Origin of the sequence: Mesorhizobium sp. NZP2298 (assembly GCF_013170825.1) — a bacterium.
Lineage (GTDB): Bacteria > Pseudomonadota > Alphaproteobacteria > Rhizobiales > Rhizobiaceae > Mesorhizobium.
The window spans coordinates 1,935,830-1,952,877 of sequence record NZ_CP033365.1 but is presented as its reverse complement, the minus strand read 5'-3'; the positions used below and the strand labels follow the sequence as shown (position 1 = coordinate 1,952,877).

The window sequence follows — 17,048 nt, the reverse complement described above, 5'->3', positions numbered from 1 at the left end:
TACTGTCACAATCCTGTTGCACCTACACCGTATCCCCGTGCCAAGAGGGATGGCTCGAAGGAGAATCACTCGTGCATACAGTTATGCCGGAATGTGACACTCGGCCGAACGCCAGCAGCGCCTTGCTTGCCGGACGTAATGTCGATTCCGTCATAAAAGGCGCAGCGCTTGGCCGTATCGGCAATCTCGAAGTGCGGCTTGCCCGCAACGAGGCCGAGATCGCGGCCGCGCAGGAAGTGCGCTATCGGGTTTTCTATGATGAGCTTGGCGCCAGGAAGGATCTGTTCCAGGCGCAGGACCGCCGTGACGCGGATCGGTTCGATCCGCTCTGCGATCATCTGCTTGTCTTCGACAACTCGATTTCCGGCCCCGAGCATCGCCGCATCGTCGGCACCTACCGGCTGCTGCGGCAAGAAATCGCGGCCGCTGCCGGAGGCTTTTATTCCGAAGGCGAATTCGAGCTGACCAAGCTCATCGCCCGCCATCCCGGCCAGCGTTTTCTCGAACTCGGCCGTTCCTGTGTTTTGCCTGAATACCGCTCGAAGCGCACCATCGAGGCGCTGTGGCAAGGCATCTGGGCCTACATCAATCACTACGAAATCGGCGTGATGACCGGCTGCGCTTCGTTCCACGGCACAGTACCGGCCGCACACGCCGAGGCGCTCACCTATCTCGCCCATCACTGCCGCACCAACTCGGCCTGGGATGTGCGCGCGGTATCCGGGCGCTATTGCTCCATGGACCTGATGCCGATCGAGGCGGTCAGCGCCAAGGCGGCGATCGCGGCGATGCCGCCTCTGGTCAAGGGCTATCTGAGGGTCGGCGCCCGCATCGGCGACGGCTGCGTCGTCGACCGTGAATTCTCGACGGTTGACGTGTTCGTGGTTATGCCGGTCAAGGAGATCGGCGCCCGCTACGTCAACTACTATGGCGGAGAAGCGCAGCGTTTCGCGGCATAGCGAATAGCGAGAGCTACGCCGCAATCCTGCGGGCTGTCATCCCTATTGGCTGCTCCCTATTCTCTACTCGTTTCCTTTTCATGGAATATCCTCCGGCCGCCTTCCCGGCCGGCTCCTGTACGACGGAAACGACCAGCCAAAACGCAGCGCGCCACCGCGCACGGCAAGCGCCACGACAAAGCCGGCCAACCCCGAAACAATCTGCGGCAATCCGGCGACATCGCCCAGAGTGAAGATGGCGGCGCCGGCCAAGGCCGCCGTGACGTAGATTTCCGGCCGCAGCAGCACGGAAGGCTCACCGGCCAGGAGATCGCGCAATATGCCGCCAAAGGTCGCGGTCAGCATACCGGTGATGATCGAAACCACAGGCGAACCGGTGATTGCCAGGCCTCTCGCCGCGCCCATCACCGAAAAGGCGGCCAGCCCGATGGCGTCGAGCCACAGCAGCAGCTTGTAGCGGGATTCGACACGGTGCCCGGTGAAGAAGACCAAGACCGCAACGACAGCGCAGATGAGTACATAGTCACGATTTCCCACCCAGAAGACCGGCACATTGAGGATGAGGTCGCGAAACGTGCCGCCCCCAATGCCGGTGACGCTGGCCAGGAACAGGAAACCGATAATGTCGAGTTGCTTGCGCGACGCAGCCAACGCCCCGGTCGCCGCGAAAACGGCAACGCCGGCATAGTCGAGAAGGGCGATGGGATGCATGGCTGAGGCAGTAGGGAGTAAGGGGATAGGGCACAGTATGTATTATAGATAACACGAAGCCAGACGATTGATACGGCCCCCAGTGTTCCCTGCCCTACTGCTCTACGGCCTTACTAAGCATCTTTCTCCGCCTGCTCATTCACCGGCCCCGGCTCGACCGGCGCCTCGGCGGCGATTTTCGGGCCGCCTTTGGCGACGCCGACCATGGCCGGGCGCAGCACCCGTTCGCCGATCGAATAGCCCGGCTGCACGACCTGGACCACCGTATTGGCCGGAACGTCGGGATTGGGCACTTCGAACATTGCCTGGTGGAAATTGGGATCGAATTTCTCGCCTTCAGGCGCGAGTTTCTTGACCCCGTGCCGTTCCAGCGCCGACAGCATGGCGCGCTCGGTCAGGTCGACGCCTTCGATGAGCGCCTTGAAGCCGGCGTCACCCGACGCCTTAGCCTCGGCGGGAATGGCGTCCAGTGCGCGGCGCAGATTGTCCGACACCGACAGCATGTCGCGGGCGAAATTCGCAACCGCATAGGTGCGCGCGTCGTGCACGTCGCGGGCGGTGCGGCGGCGCAGATTCTCCATCTCGGCCGCGACGCGCAGCGCGCGGTCCTTGAGCTCTTCATTTTCCTTCAGCAGCCGCACAAGCGCTTCGTAATCGCCGTCGATACTGCCTTCAGTGCGTTTGGCATTGGCCTCTGCCGCCTCGACTTCACTGGGCGCGCGTTCGTCTTTTGCCTGGTCGCTCATCGCCGTTTCCCGTCATCTCGAATGGTATGGATTTTGTGCCCGATATCGAGGTTTGGCGGCCAAAAATCAAGGGGTAAGCCACCGGACCGGCCTGAACCGTGACCAATCGCATTACTTCGATTTTAATTCAAACTTTACCTTACCTGCCGGCTTCGCTTGCCACAGAGGCGTGATACGGGAACCATTCCCTTGCTGGAGGAGTTTCGAAGCCGACACAGGATTTTGAAATGATGACTCGCGACAAGGCAGAAAAAGGAGAAAAGCTCGCCACCGAAGTCAGGCGCCAGTTCGGTGCCGAGGCGATGACACGCTTTCTGCGCACCTTGCCGGCTTTTCGCACCGAAGCCGACATTCCTAGCCGATTTAGCGAGTTGCTTGACCGGCTGGACCGGCTGGAGAGAAACAGCCTTGGTGGCGGCCGCCGATAGCCACCTGCCCCAGTCTCCCGGCGTTGCGGGATTTGAAAGAACCATGCCGAGATGGTATGTCGCGCGACAATTACACACAGTAATTTCGCGTGATTGTCATCTTGCGGGAGGGGAGCGCTTCCGTCTATGCTTCCTGATGAACATGATTTCCCCCGACGCGGCCGCCAACAGCAAGCGGGCCTGGCTGAAGATTCTGGCGCGCTACAAGAAGCCGGACCGGCGGCGCAGCGCCATCGAACTCGCGATCACCCTCATTCCTTTCGCCACGCTCTGGGCCATGTCCGCGGCCGCTTATGCCTACGGCCATTGGTGGGGGCTGATCCTGATCCTTCCGGCGGCCGGGTTCCTGGTGCGTATCTTCATGATCCAGCACGATTGCGGCCATGGCTCCTTCTTCGCCAACCGCTATGCTGACGACTGGATCGGCCGCGCGCTCGGCGTCCTGACGCTGACGCCCTACGATTGCTGGCGGCGCGCCCACGCGACCCATCATGCCAGCGCTGGCAATCTCGACGAGCGCGGCATGGGCGACATCCTGACGCTGACCGTTGCCGAATACCGCCGATTGTCCTGGCGCGGGCGCCTTGGCTATCGTCTCTATCGTCACCCGCTGGTGATGTTCGGTCTGGGACCGATCTGGCTGTTCATCTTTTCGCAGAGGCTGCCCGTCGGCATGATGCGCGGCGGCTTGACGCCCTGGGTATCATCCATGACCACCAATCTCGCCATCGCGCTTGCGGCGGCCCTGCTTATCTGGGCCTTCGGCCCCGGTGCGTTCCTAGTGGTCCATCTGCCGATCGTCGTTCTCGCCGGCTCGGCCGGCATCTGGCTGTTCTATGTCCAGCACCAGTTCGAGGAGACGGAATGGGCAAAGGATGACGATTGGGAATTCCAGCATGCCGCCCTGCATGGCTCGTCCTATTACGACCTGCCGCCGGTGCTGAACTGGTTCACCGGCAATATCGGCGTCCACCACGTCCATCACCTCTCAGCCAAGGTGCCGGGCTACCGACTGCAGGAAGTTTTGCGGGATTATCCGGAACTGCGCGGCATTGGCCGCGTCACGCTGCTCGACAGCCTGCGCTGCGTCAAACTGGCATTGTGGGACGAAAACCGCCGCAAACTGGTGTCGTTCCGTGAGGCCCGAGCCTCTGCCTAAACAATTCCAGGAAAGTGTGAAACGGTTTTCCCGTGGCCGCTTTCCCTTGGGAATAGCGTCAAAACCAGAAAATAGCCAGAAATAGCAGGACCGCCACGCGACGGCGCGCGGCGGTCGATTGCCTGATCAGGCTGCTTGGCGCTCGTCGCGCATCAGGATCTCGCCGTGGCGGATCTCGGTGCCCAGCACCTTCAAGCATTCGCGGATGAAGTTGGACAGGCCCGGCCAGCCCTTGGCTGAAACGAGATTGCCATCGACATGGGCACCGGTCGGCGCGACATCGATGTAAATGCCGCCGGCCAGCGTCACCTCCGGCTCACAATAGTGCAGTGCCGCGACTTCCCTGCCCCGCACCACGCCGTCGACAGCAATCAGGATCTGCACGCCATGGCAGATGGTGAAGATCGGTTTGCCGGCCTCGTGGAAATGCCTCACCAGAGCCTGCACGCGCTTGTCGATGCGGATGTATTCGGGACCGCGTCCGCCCGCTGCGTAGACAGCGTCGTACTTGGCCGGATCCACCTCGGAAAACGTCTTGTTGAGGATGTAGTCGTGGCCGGGCTTTTCCGTGTAGGTCTGGTGGCCCTCGAAGTCATGCAGCGAAGTCTTCAGCACATCGCCGGCCTTCTTGTCCGGACAGACGACATGCACGGTGTGGCCGACGGCATGCATGGCCTGTTCAAAGACGAAGATCTCATACTCCTCGCTGAACTCGCCAACGAGCATCAATATTTTCTTGCCAGCCATTCCCGGTTCCTCCCTTGTAGCCTTATTTATTTCGGGCCGCGAAATAATAGACTTATCCTAAGGGCAGGACGACAAAAGGAAAAGCGCAAATCGCACAATTGGTACGACCAGTTTTCTTTCCCGGAGGCGGAGCGGCCCTTCATGGCGCACAAAAACAGTATCACGGGTCGGGCAAGACCGGAGTCAAGCGGCTGCTCTGATCATATCCGCCGCTTTTTCAGCGATCATGATGGTCGGCGCGTTGGTATTGCCGCCGATCAGCGTCGGCATCACCGAGGCGTCGACGACCCGCAACCCCTGTAGTCCGCGCACCCGCAATTGCGGATCGACCACCGCCATCTCGTCGACGCCCATCTTGCAAGAGCCGGCCGGGTGATAGATCGTGTCGGCGCGGGCACGGATGTGGGACATCAACTCCGCGTCGCTCGAAACACCGGCGGTGTAGATCTCCTTGTGGCGATATCTGGCCAGCGCCGGTGCCTCCAGGATACGGCGCATCATCCTGGCCCCCTTGAGCAAAAGCTCGGCGTCGCGTTCGTCCGAAAGAAAGCGCGGATCGATGCGCGGTGGTGCCATGGGATCATGAGTCGACAGCCCCACCTCACCGCGCGAATGCGGCCGCAGCACGCAGACATGGCAGGAAAAGCCATATCCCATATGCAGCTTGCGGCCGTGATCATCGACGATCGCGATACAGAAATGCAGTTGCAGGTCGGGCCGTTCTATCGCCGGATCGGATTTGAGGAAGGCGCCGCCTTCGGCATAGGGCGTGGCGATCATCCCGCCCCCATCTTTCCGCCAGCGCAGAATGTGCCGCAGCAGGCCAGGTAGGCCGCGCAGGCCGATGCCCATCATGTCGGCATCCTTGGACGTCCAGCCCATGATGAAATCCAGGTGGTCTTGCAGGTTCTTGCCAACACCGGGCAGTTCATGGATGACCGGAATACCGTGCATGGCGAGTTCGGCAGCCGGGCCAATGCCCGACAGCAACAAGAGCTGAGGTGAACCGAAGGCGCCACCACAGACGATCACCTCGCGCCTGGCTTTCGCGACGGCTTCGCTCTTCCCCGCTCGATACCGCACGCCGGTGGCGCGCTTGCCGTCGAGGATGAGCGCCGTGGCATGCGCTCCAGTGATGACGGTAAGGTTCGACCTGTTCATGGCCGGCTGCAGATAGGCAGCGGCCGCCGAGCAGCGCTCGCCATTGCGGCGTTCGCCCCAGAATTGCGTCACCTGATAAAGTCCGGCACCTTCCTGTTCGACCCCGTTGAAATCATCGTTGCGGCGGATCTGGTTTTCGCCGCAGGCCTCGACAAAGGCCCGGGAGAGCGGGCGTGGCTCTTGCTGCTCGGCAACACGCAGCGGGCCGTCACCACCATGCAGGGCATCAGCGCCGCGTTGATTGCCTTCGGCCCGCCGGAAATAGGGCAGCACCTCGTCCCATGACCAGCCGTCGCAGCCGAGGTCGGCCCATTCGTCATAGTCGCCGCGGTGCCCGCGCGTATAGAGCATGGCATTGATGGCGCTGGATCCGCCCAGCGCCTTGCCGCGCGGCTGGTAGCCCTTGCGGCCGCCAAGCCCCTGCTGCGGCACCGTCTCGAACGCCCAGTTGTTGATCTTCGGCCGGCCCGGCAACAAGGCGATGATGCCTGCCGGCGCGCGGACAAGAAGGTTGCTGCCCGCGCCGCCGGCCTCGATCAGGCAGACCGTTTTCGATGGATCTTCGGACAGCCGCGCGGCAAGCGTGCAGCCGGCGGACCCACCACCGGCGATGACATAGTCGAAATCCATGACGTCCTCCCTCGCACCCGGCGGATGTTTCCGTCCGGATGACCAAGAGAAAGCTCGATTACGGCCTATGTAAAGAGGTGTGGAATTCCCCCAACGTCAGCTGTTGCGAAGGCGCCGCCAGGAATATTTCGGGCCCTTGGGCTCCGGCACCGCGGTTGGCTGATAGTAAAGGCCCAGCCCGCCGGTGCGGCCTTCTTCCAGGCGTTCCAGCAGCACGGGATTCGAGATCTCGAACTCGTCGAAACCGAGCCGCAGCATATGCGGCAAAGGGTCGACCAGCACCTGGCCGGTGGCGCGAACGGCACCTTCGAAATGATAGCGGCTGCGCAGCAACTCGGCCTTGGAGAAGGAGCGCCCATCGCTGAAGGCCGGGAAGACCAGCGCCACCAGCGACAGCTGGTCGAGCAGGTCGGCGATCTTCTCGAGCTGATCGCCTGGCTGCAACACGACACCGAGCCGCTCCTTGGCGGACCGGCGCACCTCGGGATCAAGGTCGAGGAATGCCTGCAGCGGCAGGATGAAGCGGCCATTGCCGGAAAGCGCGTCCGCATTCTCGGCGTGAGCCCACTCGTCCTCGCGAAACCCCTCCGGGGTCCAGAGCCGGATCTCCGGTGTCGTCGTTTCGGTCATCAAGAATTCCTAATATTCAAACGAGCCAAGGATGTGTTGAGACTCAAGCCAGGCTACACCGAGAATGGCGGCTTCCGGGAACCGGAGCGGAGCGTACTTGAAGTACGTGAGCACCGGAAGCGCGGGAACGCCGCCGTTGGCAGGCCAGCCTCACCTGATTATCAGCATATCCTATAGGGATGCGTCGGTCAGCGACTTCTCCAGCCCCGACAGGTGAATGCCGCATTCGGTCTTGGCGTGACCCGCCCAGCGGCCGCTACGCGCGTCCTCGCCCGGCTGTACCGGCTGCGTGCACGGAAAGCAGCCGATCGACAGATAGCCATAGGCGACCAGTGGATTTTCGCGCAGCGCATGGGCGCGCATGTAGTCGGCCTGGTCCGATGTCGTCCAGTGCGCCAGCGGATTGATGCGGATGCGCGCGCCGACCGCTTCGAACACCGGCAGCGCCGCCCGCGTCGAGGCCTGGAAGCGCTTGCGTCCTGTCAACCAGGCGCGGAACGGTGCCACGCCGCGCGCCAAGGGCTCGACCTTGCGCACGTCGCAGCAGGCATCGGTGTTGCTCTGGTGCAGATTGCCTGTCGGGTCGATCCGCTCGAGTACGGCTTCCTCGGGCTTGATCACCTGGATGTTGGTCAGCCCGAAATCGGCAACGAGCGCGTCGCGGTAGCCGAGTGTCTCCTCGAAATGCTTGCCGGTATCGAGGAAAATGACCGGCAGCGACCGATCGATCTCGGCGATCATGTGCAGCAACACCGCCGAGTCCGCGCCGAAGGACGACACAGCGGCGATCTCGTCGTGAAACAGTTCGCGAGCTGAGCGTTCGATGATCTCGAGCGGCTTCAGATGACCGTAAAGCGCATCAAACCCCGCCGCCTTGGCGGCGACGCCGTCATCGACATCGGCGATACGGTCAAGCGGCCTTGGCTTCGCCAGCATAGAGCGCCTCCTTGAACGGCGCGGGACCGACACGGCGGTAGGCGTCGATGAACTTTTCCTGTGGGTTGAGCCGAAGGCCGAGATAGGTCTCGACGATCTGCTCGATGGCGTCGGTGATCTCTTCCGATGAAAAGCCGCGGCCGATGATCTCGCCGACCGACGTGTTCTCGTCGGCCGAGCCGCCCAGCGTCACCTGATAGAGTTCGGCCCCCTTCTTCTCGACGCCGAGAATGCCGATATGGCCGACATGGTGATGGCCGCAGGCATTGATGCAGCCGGAGATCTTCAGCTTCAACTCGCCGATTTCGCGCTGCCGTTCCAGCGAGGCAAAGCGTTGCGAGATTTCCTGCGCGATCGGGATCGAGCGTGCCGTCGCCAGCGCGCAATAGTCGAGGCCCGGGCACGAGATGATGTCGGATATCAAATTGGAATTGGCCGTCGCTAGCCCGATATCGACCAGCGCGTCATAGACCGCCTTGAGGTCGGCGCGCGCAACATGCGGCAGGATCAGGTTCTGCTCATGGCTGACGCGCAGCTCGTCGAAGGCGTATTTTTCGGCGATGTCGGCGACCGCTTCCATCTGGCTGTCCGACGCATCGCCTGGCACCTCACCGATGCCCTTGAGCGAGATCGTCACCGCCGCGTAGTCGGGATGGCGGTGCGTCACCACGTTCTGGTCGAGCCATTCCGAGAAACCCTTGGAATCGAGACGCGCCAGCTTGACCGCGGCGTCGCCGTCCGGCCGCTCGGACAGTTCCGGTGGCGCGAAATAGGCCTCGATGGCACGAATGTCGGCCTCCGGCAGCTTCAGATCGGCGTCCTTCAGCTCCTGCCACTCGGCCTCGACCTGACGGGTGATCTCATCGACGCCGGTCTCGTGGACGAGGATCTTGATGCGCGCCTTGTACTTGTTGTCGCGGCGGCCATAGAGATTGTAAACGCGCAGGATCGCCGTGCAGTAGGACAGCAGGTCGGCTTCCGGCAGGAAGTCGCGGATCTTCCTTGCCACCATCGGCGTGCGGCCCTGGCCGCCACCGATATAGACGGCAAAACCCAACTCGCCGGCCGCATTCTTCTTCAGGTGCAGGCCGATATCATGCGTCTGGATGGCGGCGCGGTCGCGCTCGGCACCCGTCACCGCGATCTTGAATTTCCTGGGCAGGAACGAGAATTCAGGATGCACCGACGACCATTGCCGCAGGATTTCCGCATAGGGGCGCGGATCGGCGGCTTCGTCGGCCGCGGCACCAGCGAAATGATCGGCGGTGACGTTGCGGATGCAGTTGCCGCTGGTCTGGATGGCATGCATCTCGACGCTTGCCAGATCAGCCAGGATCGCCGGAATGTCCGACAGCGCCGGCCAGTTGAACTGGATGTTCTGGCGCGTGGTGAAATGGCCGTAGCCCTTGTCGTACTTGCGGGCGATGTGGCCAAGCATGCGCAACTGCTTGCTGTTTAGCGTGCCATAGGGCACCGCGATGCGCAGCATGTAGGCGTGCAGCTGCAGGTAGACGCCGTTCATCAGCCTGAGCGGCCGGAACTGGTCCTCTGATATCTCGCCGGACAGCCGGCGCTGGACCTGATCGCTGAACTCGGCGACGCGGGCCTGGACAAAATCGTGGTCGAACTCATCGTAACGGTACATGCTTCGTCTTTCAGGGCGCGTCCGCCCGTTTCATCTAAATCCTGGCTATGCGGCCCGCTCGGCCTGCTTGCCGAGATCGCCGCGAATGGTCGGCCCAGCGGCGCGGATCTTCTCGCGCAATCGCACCGGCTCGACCACGCCGTCGACGACGTCCGCGTCGATCAGATTGACGTCGACCACTTCATTGTCGGCATAGGCCTTGGCGCCGATCGCCTCCAGGCGATCCTCGGCCGCCTTGTCATGGGCAAGGTCGGCGTGGCCCACCGTCTCGGCCCAGCCGCCATCGGCGTACCAGACGGCGATGCCATCGGTCAGGCGGTTCGCGGTCAGTATCTTCATGGCTGAACTCTCTCCGTGGCGGCGGTGGCCGCACTTTCGTGCCCCAGATCTTCGTGCCAACGTGCCGCGAGCGGCTCGGAGCGTTCGAAATTGGCACCGGCGACGGCGTCGCCGATAATTGTCATGACCGGCCCGGAAAGATCGCCACGCGCTTCCAGCGAGGGCAGGTCGGCCAGCGTGCCGTGGAAACGGCGCCGATTGGCAAGGCTGGCATTCTCGACCACCGCGACCGCCGTGTCCGGCGACAGCCCGGCCTCGATCAGGCGGCCGGCGACTTCGGCCGCGACCGAGCGGCCCATATAGACGGCAACGGTGGCGCCGGAAATCGCAAGCTTGGCCCAGTCGGGCAACGAATTGCCCTTGAGGTCGTGGCCGGTGGTGAACACCATCGACGAGGATACCCCCCGCAAGGTGAGCGGCAGTTCGAAATCGGCGGCAGCGGCGAACGCAGCAGTGACGCCCGGAACCACTTCGTAGGCGATGCCGGCATCGCGCAGCGCCGCCATCTCCTCGCCAGCGCGGCCGAACACGAGCGGATCGCCGGACTTCAGCCGCACGACGCGCTTGCCTTGCCGTCCGAGTTCGACGAGCAGCGCGTTGATCTCGGCCTGGCTCTTGGTGTGGCAGCCCTTGCGCTTACCGACGCCCAAGCGCTCGGCATCGCGGCGGCCCATCGCAACCACCGCCTCCGGCACCAGCGCGTCATGGACGATGACGTCGGCTTCCATCAGCAGGCGGTGCGCCCGCAGCGTCAGTAGGTCCTCGGCGCCCGGACCGGCGCCCACCAGGGCGATGTGGCCCGAAGCCGGTGCGTTCGACAACAGAAGATCCACGGCGGCGTCATGCGCCCGCGACAGCTGGCCCGCTTCCACGGCATGGGCAGGCGCACCCTGGAAAAAACTGCTCCAGAAGCGGCGGCGGGCATTGCCTTTCGGCAGCAATTTCTCGGCGGCACCACGCAGTGAAGCGGCAAGCGTCGCCAGCGATCCAAGCGACGGTGGCAGCATCTGGTCGATGCGCCCACGCAGCATCTGGGCCAGCACCGGGCCCGCACCCTCGGTGCCGATCGCTATGACGACCGGCGCACGGTTGACCAGGGCCGGGGTGAAGAAATCGCAGAGCTCCGGCCGGTCGACTGCATTGACCGGAATGCCCAGGTTGCGCGCATCCTCGACGACGCGGCGGTCGAGCGTCTCGTCGCCGCTGGCGGCAAACACCATGACCGCGCCGTCGAGCTGCGAAGCATCGTAAGCCGCCGCGACATGGCTGGCGCCAGACTGAGCGATGAAGGCAAGCAGCTCCGGTTCGGCATATTCGGTGATGATGCGCAGCACCGCGCTCGACTGTCCGATCAGCCGTGCTTTGGCCAGGGCTTGCTCGCCGCCGCCGACAATGGCCACGGCTTCGCCCTCGACCCGCACGAAGACGGGGAAGGCATTGAGCTTGGCATTGGCCTGCGGCATGTGAAAAGCAATCCGGGAACAGTGTCGCAGTTTTACGCCCGGGCGCGAAAAACCAGAAGCAAAGCACTCGCGCATCCTGTGATGGCAGGCAATCGCTTTTTCGCAACTGCGAAAGGCAGGAGAAAAATATTCCACATCCTGGGTGTGGGCGAACTCAAGTCGCTGAAGCGGGCCTTGATTTCAGGTCTTTTTAGCCGCCGGCCCACCGTCTTGCAAAACAGTTTTTTCTAATTTCTACCAATTTGGTAGATTAAAGCCACCAGCCAACAATTCTCAACCTTCGGCCTCGGGCAGCGGGCGTTCCGCTGACCTTGTCGGTGGGAACATTACCGCTTCACAAGGCGTTCCCGTCTCGTCCGCTATCCAAAACCGAAACCGCAGCGGAGTGCCGCGTAGGGCATCACGCAGCAGAGAAAGGAACCCGTCATCATGGGTACGATCAAGCTGAAGCACGGCATCTGGATCATGGTGGCCGATGGCGAAAAAGCGCTCTTCCTCAGGAATATCGGCGACAACAAGTTTCCCAACCTTGAGGTCGTGCAGATGATGGAACAGGACAATCCGCCCACCCGCGAACAGGGGACCGACAGTCCAGGCCGGTACAATGACGGCCCGTCTGTGCATCGCAGCGCCGTCGAGGACACGGACTGGCATCGGATCGGCAAGGAGCGCTTCGCCGATGACATTGCTGCCCGGCTCTACAAGCTCGCGCATGGCGGCGCTTTCGACGAGATCGTCCTTGTCGCGCCGCCAATGGTGCTCGGGACCATGCGCAAGAAATTGCACAAGGAGGTCGAGGGCAAAGTGGCGGCCGAAATTCCCAAGACGCTGACCAACCACGCCATATTCGAGATCGAGGCCTTGCTGCGGGCCGCCTGATCGCCGGCGGCCGACTATCGCGGTCCCGGGGCGACACCATCGCGAGATTTCAGACAGGCCGGCGGCTTTCAGCCGCCGGCCTGTATTTGCCGCCGCACCATCGATTTTCACGGCCTGCGGGTTGCATCATCGTCACCCCTTCCACCATATTGCAAAACAGGCGACGGCTTCGGGCGGCGCACATCCGACATCGCTAGCTTGAAAGGCGCTCCATAGACAATGCCGCATGACACGCCCCTTATCGCCACCATCGTCGCCGGTCTGGGGCTGGCTTTCGTCTTCGGCGCTCTCGCCAATCGGTTCCGAATTCCGCCGCTGGTCGGTTATCTCATAGCCGGCGTGCTGGTCGGGCCGAACACGCCCGGTTTCGTCGCCGATGCCGGCCTTGCCAATGAACTGGCCGAAATCGGCGTCATCCTGCTGATGTTCGGCGTAGGACTGCATTTCTCGCTCAAGGACCTGCTGTCGGTGCGCGCGATCGCCGTGCCCGGCGCCATCGTCCAGATCGGCTTCGCCACGGCACTCGGCGCTGGGCTGTCCTGGATGCTCGGCTGGTCGATGGGAGCGGGCCTGGTGTTCGGCCTGGCGCTGTCGGTCGCCTCGACCGTGGTGCTCCTGCGCGCGCTTCAGGAACGCCGGCTTATCGAGACCGAGCGCGGCCGCATTGCCGTTGGCTGGCTGATCGTCGAGGACTTGGCCATGGTGCTGGCGCTGGTGCTGCTGCCTGCCCTTGCCGGCGTGCTCGGCGGCCAGGAACAGGCCGAAGCCCATGTCAGCGGCCTGCTGTCACTGCCGGCCAGTTACGGCATTTGGGGCGTCGTCGGCATTACGCTGGCCAAGGTCGCCGCCTTCGTCGTCGTCATGCTGGTGGTCGGCCGCCGGGTCATCCCCTGGATCCTGCATTATGTCGCCCATACCGGGTCGCGCGAACTGTTCCGGCTGGCGGTGCTGGCCATCGCGCTCGGCGTCGCTTTCGGCGCGGCAAAACTGTTCGGCGTCTCGCTGGCGCTCGGCGCCTTCTTCGCCGGCATGATCATGAGCGAGTCCGAGCTCAGCCATCGCGCGGCCGAAGAATCGCTGCCTTTGCGCGATGCCTTTTCGGTGCTGTTCTTCGTCTCCGTCGGCATGCTGTTCGACCCGTTCAGCCTGTTCAGCAACGGCCTGCCGATCCTGGCGACGCTGGCCATCATCGTCATCGGCAAGTCGCTGGCCGCGTTCGTCATCGTCGTCGCCTTCGGCTATCCCCTGGCTACGGCCCTGATGATCTCAGCCAGCCTTGCCCAGATCGGCGAATTCTCCTTCATCCTGGCCGAGCTTGGCGTCGGGCTGAAACTTCTGCCCGAGCAGGGCCGCGACCTGATCCTGGCCGGCGCCATCCTGTCGATCGTGCTCAACCCGCTGATGTTCCTGGTCATCGACTGGATGAGACCGTGGCTGGAAGCCCGCGCCGCCAAGACGACACCGCCGGCGGACGCAAAGCCGGTCGGCCCGGCGACGGAACCAGGCCAGGTGGCTTCGGTCGCCGCCACGTCCAGGAAGGAGGACGGGCCGCCGCCGAGGACGACACTTGCCGGCCACGCCATCCTGATCGGCTACGGCCGTGTCGGCAGCCTTGTCGGTGCCGCGCTGAAAGACGCTGCCGTGCCCTTCCTCGTCATCGAGGACGCCGACAAGACGCTGGCCAGGCTGAAAGCCGACGGCGTCGAAACCGTCGCCGGCAATGCGGCCAACGCCGAAGTGTTCGCCGCTGCCAATCCCGAAGGCGCCAGCCGGCTGATCCTCGCCATCCCCAACGCGTTCGAGGCCGGCCAGATCGTTCTGCGCGCGCGCGCCGCCAAACCCGGCATCAACGTCGTCGCCCGCGCCCATTCCGATGCCGAGGTCGAGCATCTCAAGGGGCTCGGCGCCGACACGGTGATCATGGGCGAACGGGAGATCGCGCGCGGGATCGTGGAAGAGGTGCTCGGTCACAAGCCATCCGCGACTGAACCGTCCGCCGCCTGATCACGCCACGAACGCAGACCCGCCATTCCGTGCGATGCTGCTGAGATACTGTGCGGGAGGCTTGCCGAGCGCCTTTTTGAACATGGTGATGAAGGCGGTGACGGACTCATAGCCCAGATCGGCCGAAACCCGCTGAACGCTTGCCCCGGAAGCCAGCTCCCTTATCGCAACGATCAAGTGCAATTGCTGGCGCCAGCGGCCGAAGCTTAAGCCAGTCTCCTTTACGACGAGCCGAGCGAGACTGCTCTCGCTGAGTGCGACGCGGTTGGCCCACTCCGCCAGCGTGCTGCGGTCAGCCGGATCATCCGCCAACGCTTCGGCGATCCGCCGCAAGCGCGGCTCGGAAGATAGAGGCAGATGCAATTGCTGGACCGGCATATCAGGCAGTTCGGCAAGCAGGACACTTCCCAGGAAAGCGCACCTCGCGTCGTCAGGTGCGCAGTCCGACAGTTCGATGATGAGTTCGCGCAGCAGCGGCGAGATCGAAAGCGTACAGCACCGATCCGGCAGTTCGGCCGCGCCCGGCTCGATGTAAACGAAGAAAATCCGCGCATTGGCCGTCGCGATGTTGCTGTGCTGCATGCGGCTTGGCACCCACACGCCGCAATGTGGCGGCACCATCCAGAGGCCACTGGGAACGCGGCAGGTGACACCGCCGCCGAGCGCGAAGACGAGTTGCCCCTTGCGGTGCCAATGCTGCGACACCTCGGCCTTGGTCTCGGTGACGTCGACACGCACGGCGATCGCCGGAGCAAGAATGTCATCGACATCGAAATTGAGCCATGGGTAGCGGAGAGGTTGTCTCATAATTGCCTGTTTTTAGCGATCGATTGATTTTATATCTAGATTATTCGACCGCACAAATCGGTAGGCTCGGGTCGTTTTCGCCACGATTGGCAAAGGTGTACCCATGCTTGCGCTCACCGTCTGTTCCGACAACGCAGCCAGACTGAAACTTATCGAGGTGGACGAGCCACGCCCTTGCGCGAACGAAGCGCTGATCGCCGTCCACGCAACCTCGTTGAACCGCGGCGAACTGCGCCTGCTGACGATACGCCCGAACGGCTGGGTACCTGGCCAGGACGTCGTTGGGCTCGTGGAGCGGGCGGCGGCCGATGGCTCCGGGCCGGCCGTCGGCACAAGGGTCGTGGCCCTGGTCGACGAAGCCGGCTGGGCCGAACGTGTCGCCGTTCCGACCGACCGTCTCGCCAACCTGCCCGACGGGGTCAGCTTCGTCTCGGCGGCCACGCTTCCCGTGGCGGGTACGACGGCGCTGAGGACGTTGCGCCATGGCGGGGACCTCACCGGACTAAAGGTGCTGATCACCGGCGCGAGCGGCGCGGTCGGCCGTTTACAGATCCAGATCGCCCGCGAACAAGGCGCCTCGGTGACCGCGATCGCAGCCGCCCGACATGCCGGGGATCTCCGCGATCTCGGCGCCGAGCAGGTGGTCGAGGCGATCGAACTGGCCGAAGGCCCTTTCTCGCTGATCACCGAGTCGGTCGGCGGTGAAAGCCTCGCCCACGCGATCGAACGCGTCGCACCCGGCGGGACCATCGTGATGTTCGGTTCGAGCAGTGGCGCACTCACCCCGGTTGGCTTTCGCCAGTTCGTTCCGGGCCATGAGGGGGCGAGGCTTCAGACCTTCGCCTACTACACGTCCGGCCCGGGCATCGGCGCCGATATCGCCGCTCTGCTCGCCCTGGTCGCGGCTGGCCGGCTCGAAACCCGTGTCGCCTTGACCGTGCCGTGGACAGATATCGCCCAGGCCCTGGAGGCACTGCGGCAGCGCAGCTTCAGCGGCAAGGCCGTTCTCACGATGGCAGGATGAGCACCCGCCTCACACGTGCTGGCCACCATTGATGTGGATTTCCGAGCCGGTCACATAGGAGGCCTGCTGCGAGCACAGGAAGAAGATGATGTCCGCGACCTCAGCCGTGGTGCCGAGGCGCCTGAGCGGAATGGTCTCGACGATCTTGTCCGTGCCCGGCGACAGGATCGCTGTGTCGATCTCGCCCGGTGCGATGGCGTTGACGCGGATGCCGTGCGGGCCGAAATCATGCGCCATCTCGCGCGTCAGCGAGCCGAGAGCCGCCTTCGAGGTTGCATAGGCGGTACCGGCAAAAGGATGCACGCGCGTGCCGGCGATCGAGGTGACGTTGACGATCGAGCCCTTGGCCGCGGCTAACTCTTTGAACAACCCCCGCGCAAGCATGATCGGCGCGAAGAAATTGACCTGGAAGACGTCGCGCCAGACATGCATCGGCGTGTCGATCGAGTTCATCCGACTGTTGCCGTCCTTGAGCTTGGGCGAGATGCCGGCATTGTTGACCAGCGCATGCAACTGGCCGCCATGCGCTTCCAGCCGGTGGCGGATTTCCGAGACGGCGATGCCGACATCTTCCTGATCGGCAAGATCGACCTTGATGTGGTCCTCCGGCCCTGCCGGCCACGGGCAATCCTCGGCGAAGGCCTGGCGCGAGCAGGTGATGACGCGCCAGCCCTCGCGCGAAAAGCGCTTGACCGTGGCGTGGCCGATGCCGCGGCTGGCGCCGGTCAGCACAATGGTTTTTCTGGTGTCGAGTTCAGCCATGTCGCGGTCTCCGGCCGG

Annotated in this window: 17 protein-coding genes; 6 read left to right on the top strand and 11 right to left on the bottom strand. The window is 63.4% G+C overall.

Going from position 1 to position 17,048, the window contains the following annotated elements; all coding sequences use genetic code 11:
• Nucleotides 1–71: 71 nt before the first annotated feature.
• Entirely contained in the window at nt 72–959 is an 888-nt protein-coding gene (locus EB231_RS09440) for a GNAT family N-acetyltransferase (protein WP_172348569.1), read from the top strand.
• Nucleotides 960–1,037: 78 nt separating this feature from the next.
• On the opposite strand, the gene EB231_RS09435 is transcribed toward EB231_RS09440, so the two are convergent.
• Both EB231_RS09435 and grpE read right to left on the bottom strand, forming a co-directional pair.
• Nucleotides 1,038–1,670, bottom strand: a complete 633-nt coding sequence (locus EB231_RS09435) for a trimeric intracellular cation channel family protein (RefSeq protein ID WP_056577809.1) — start codon at nt 1,668–1,670, stop codon at nt 1,038–1,040.
• A gap of 113 nt (nt 1,671–1,783) precedes the next feature.
• Entirely contained in the window at nt 1,784–2,416 is a 633-nt protein-coding gene (gene grpE / locus EB231_RS09430; RefSeq protein WP_172348568.1) for a nucleotide exchange factor GrpE, read from the bottom strand.
• A 227-nt stretch (nt 2,417–2,643) separates the two neighbouring features.
• On the opposite strand from grpE, the gene EB231_RS09425 reads away from it, so the two are divergent.
• Both EB231_RS09425 and EB231_RS09420 read left to right on the top strand, forming a co-directional pair.
• Nucleotides 2,644–2,844, top strand: a complete 201-nt coding sequence (locus EB231_RS09425; RefSeq protein WP_172348567.1) for a hypothetical protein — start codon at nt 2,644–2,646, stop codon at nt 2,842–2,844.
• A gap of 136 nt (nt 2,845–2,980) precedes the next feature.
• Complete coding sequence (locus EB231_RS09420) at nt 2,981–4,003, top strand: fatty acid desaturase (protein WP_172348566.1); 1,023 nt, start codon at nt 2,981–2,983, stop codon at nt 4,001–4,003.
• A gap of 126 nt (nt 4,004–4,129) precedes the next feature.
• On the opposite strand, the gene EB231_RS09415 is transcribed toward EB231_RS09420, so the two are convergent.
• From EB231_RS09415 to cysG, 7 genes are all read right to left on the bottom strand, one after another.
• Entirely contained in the window at nt 4,130–4,750 is a 621-nt protein-coding gene (locus tag EB231_RS09415) for a DJ-1/PfpI family protein (RefSeq protein WP_140772059.1), read from the bottom strand.
• Nucleotides 4,751–4,933: 183 nt separating this feature from the next.
• A complete protein-coding gene (locus EB231_RS09410; protein WP_172348565.1) occupies nt 4,934–6,541 on the bottom strand; it encodes a GMC family oxidoreductase in 1,608 nt (535 codons plus the stop codon).
• A 96-nt stretch (nt 6,542–6,637) separates the two neighbouring features.
• On the bottom strand, nt 6,638–7,171 hold the full coding sequence (locus tag EB231_RS09405; protein ID WP_172348564.1) for a DUF934 domain-containing protein: 534 nt from the start codon (nt 7,169–7,171) through the stop codon (nt 6,638–6,640).
• 171 nt (nt 7,172–7,342) lie between these two features.
• Nucleotides 7,343–8,107, bottom strand: a complete 765-nt coding sequence (locus tag EB231_RS09400; protein ID WP_172348563.1) for a phosphoadenylyl-sulfate reductase — start codon at nt 8,105–8,107, stop codon at nt 7,343–7,345.
• Nucleotides 8,082–9,752 (bottom strand): nitrite/sulfite reductase, encoded by a 1,671-nt coding sequence (locus EB231_RS09395; RefSeq protein WP_172348562.1) that lies wholly within the window; start codon nt 9,750–9,752, stop codon nt 8,082–8,084. Before EB231_RS09395 ends, EB231_RS09400 begins: the two co-directional genes overlap by 26 nt.
• Before the next feature lie 45 nt (nt 9,753–9,797).
• A complete protein-coding gene (locus EB231_RS09390; RefSeq protein ID WP_140772068.1) occupies nt 9,798–10,091 on the bottom strand; it encodes a DUF2849 domain-containing protein in 294 nt (97 codons plus the stop codon).
• On the bottom strand, nt 10,088–11,554 hold the full coding sequence (cysG, locus tag EB231_RS09385) for a siroheme synthase CysG (RefSeq protein WP_172348561.1): 1,467 nt from the start codon (nt 11,552–11,554) through the stop codon (nt 10,088–10,090). The genes EB231_RS09390 and cysG overlap by 4 nt, the downstream gene beginning before the upstream one ends.
• A gap of 429 nt (nt 11,555–11,983) precedes the next feature.
• Between cysG and EB231_RS09380 the strand changes: the two genes are divergently transcribed.
• Nucleotides 11,984–12,433, top strand: coding sequence for a baeRF12 domain-containing protein (locus tag EB231_RS09380; protein WP_172348560.1), 450 nt, complete (start codon nt 11,984–11,986; stop codon nt 12,431–12,433).
• A 219-nt stretch (nt 12,434–12,652) separates the two neighbouring features.
• A complete protein-coding gene (locus EB231_RS09375) occupies nt 12,653–14,437 on the top strand; it encodes a cation:proton antiporter domain-containing protein (RefSeq protein ID WP_172348559.1) in 1,785 nt (594 codons plus the stop codon).
• Here EB231_RS09375 and EB231_RS09370 read toward each other — a convergent pair whose 3' ends face one another.
• Entirely contained in the window at nt 14,438–15,244 is an 807-nt protein-coding gene (locus EB231_RS09370) for an AraC family transcriptional regulator (RefSeq protein ID WP_172348558.1), read from the bottom strand.
• Nucleotides 15,245–15,347: 103 nt separating this feature from the next.
• Between EB231_RS09370 and EB231_RS09365 the strand changes: the two genes are divergently transcribed.
• Entirely contained in the window at nt 15,348–16,268 is a 921-nt protein-coding gene (locus EB231_RS09365; RefSeq protein WP_172348557.1) for a zinc-binding dehydrogenase, read from the top strand.
• Nucleotides 16,269–16,277: 9 nt separating this feature from the next.
• Here the strand turns inward: EB231_RS09365 and EB231_RS09360 are convergent, their stop codons facing one another.
• A complete protein-coding gene (locus EB231_RS09360) occupies nt 16,278–17,030 on the bottom strand; it encodes an SDR family NAD(P)-dependent oxidoreductase (protein WP_027023639.1) in 753 nt (250 codons plus the stop codon).
• Nucleotides 17,031–17,048 lie beyond the last annotated feature (18 nt).